The 2,199-nt window shown below is 56.2% G+C and carries 2 protein-coding genes; one reads left to right on the plus strand and one right to left on the minus strand.

Annotation, left to right across the window (positions count from 1 at the left end):
- Nucleotides 1-571 precede the first annotated feature (571 nt).
- Entirely contained in the window at nt 572-1,879 is a 1,308-nt protein-coding gene (locus tag AC3B8H_RS20575) for a DUF3422 family protein (RefSeq protein ID WP_488443381.1), read from the plus strand.
- Nucleotides 1,880-1,999: 120 nt separating this feature from the next.
- Here AC3B8H_RS20575 and AC3B8H_RS20580 read toward each other — a convergent pair.
- Nucleotides 2,000-2,199, minus strand: a 200-nt coding sequence (locus tag AC3B8H_RS20580; protein ID WP_488443382.1) for a (5-formylfuran-3-yl)methyl phosphate synthase, incomplete at its 5' end; no start/stop codon positions are given.

The raw sequence follows: 2,199 nt of genomic DNA on the forward strand, positions 1-2,199 counted from the left end.
GGTATTCGGGTCGTCTTGAATCGCCCGATCGATCATGTAGACGCTGCCGCGGATAACCGCGGCAAATAACAACGCGGACACTACAAATTCTAAAGGTAAACCCGCTAACACGCCTGCCGACGCTAACAGTCCGATAGCCGGGCCGGGCTTTCCAATTCTCGGAATTGTCATTTTGCCTCCTAAACCGTTTTTCGGTCGATGAGTGAATACAAATTCACTATATCGCCGATAGAAAATTACACAATACCGCCGAATATTGATTTATTGTTTCCATAAAATTAATAATAAGCGGTGTATGCTTATTTTAAGAGTGCGCTTGTTCCGGTGTCCGCGCTTTGGCTCTCAAAATCAAACGAGATGCGTGTGAAATTGACGCTGAACGGCAAAGGGCGGCTTGCGTAAGTGTTAAGCATTCCACCGAATACCGATTAACGACGCCAGCTTGCTTGTTGGCGCCGCGCGGCTCTCCCGCCAACGGCCTGCCGGCAAGGCAGAGTGCGTTGAACCGGCGAATTCCGAGTAAAATGGCTATGGACGCCGCCTAAAAACTTCGACTTTTATTCCCAATCCCGTGGCAAAGCTATTTCAAATCCCGCAAAACCATCCGCAACGCTTCGTATTGCACAACGAAGTGCATGCCAGGGCATCGTCGATTCCGCGCCTGCCGGTCAGAGCCAGTTATCTGGCGCTGACTTTGTCGAACGAGGAAAAAATCCTGGAACGCCCGCACCTAAAAGCACTGTGCGAACGTTTCGGGGTCATTCCGCCAGGCAACGACGCCGATCATTTCAGCGCCAACTTCGATGCGTTTCAGATGAGTTGGGAGCAGCACGGCGAATTCAGCACGTATACGTTTTACGCTTACGACGCCACGGAAGAACCGTTCGAGGACCCGGCCCTGAGCAAAGTGCCGGTGGACTGGCTGGCCCGAATCGAAGGGCAAACCATCGTCGCCGCGCACGCCGCCGTGGTCTCGGCGGAGGAGATCGGTTATCAGAATGAAACCGACTTGTCGCCGCTGACGGCATACTTTGTCGGCAATGCGGTTGCGGGGTCGAAAGTGACCGGCGGCGCGGCGTCGGTATTTACCGATTTTAGAATCCACGTTGACGGCTTCAGCCGCTTTCTGGTGGTGAACCACGAATTAAAGACCGCGCAGGCCGGCCGCTTGCTGCATCGTTTGTTCGATATCGAAGTGTATCGGGTCCTGGCCTTATTAGCCTTCCCGATAGCCCGCAAACAATACCCGGAACTGAAAAAAGCCGACCGTCAGCTCTACGCAATCACCAACTCAATGACCCAGCCCGACGCCGACGACGCGAAACTGCTGGATGAACTGACCGCATTGGCGGCGGAAGTCGAAAATCAAATTTCCAGCCATCAATTCCGCTTCGCCGCCGCCAGCGCCTATCACCAACTGGTCGGCCAACGCCTGACCGACCTGCGCGAAGTGCGGATTCAAGGCATTCAAACCTTGGGAGAGTTTTTAAAGCGCCGCCTCGATCCGGCAATGACCACCTGCAACTCGCTCTCGCACCGCTTCAACTTGGTGTCCGAGCGCGTCAGCAACGCCAGCCAATTACTGCGCACCAAGGTCGATATTATCATCGAGCGGCAAAATCAAGGACTGCTGTCATCGATGGCTCTGCGCGCCAAAATGCAATTGCGCTTGCAGCAAACGGTGGAAAGCATTTCCATCGTCGCGATCGCCTACTATGCCGCCAGCCTGACCGGCAAAATCGCCGAAGGCCTGCATGCCGCCGGCTGGCCTGTTGACCCGGCGCTGGTCGAGGCCGCCGCCATTCCGTTTATCCTGGTGGTCATCGCGATCGGCACCAAACGCATCCATAAAAATATCGCGGACACGACCGATCTATAAGCGGGTTTCAAGCCGCAGAAACGCGGCTTGCTTTTCGATAACCCCCGTCAATAAACTCGGTCCGTCGCCTTGGCCCCAATACTCCCAACCGAAGGCTCGCGCCGCACCGTTAGAAATGCCTCAAGCCGGATCGCAATCGACGCATGCGCCGGCCTCGGCTCCGGAAAACAGCGCGCGTATCGCCGCGATACGGGCCGGGTCCAACGCCGCCACGCGGTTGTGTTCACGACATAACGCGCCGCGGAAGCCCAGGTAGTCGGCCGCCAACGGCAATAACGCCGGCACGTCGGTCTGGCGTAAAGACCCCGCTAAGCCGGTCA

It is taken from the genome of Methylomonas sp. BG-2 (genome assembly GCF_057766305.1).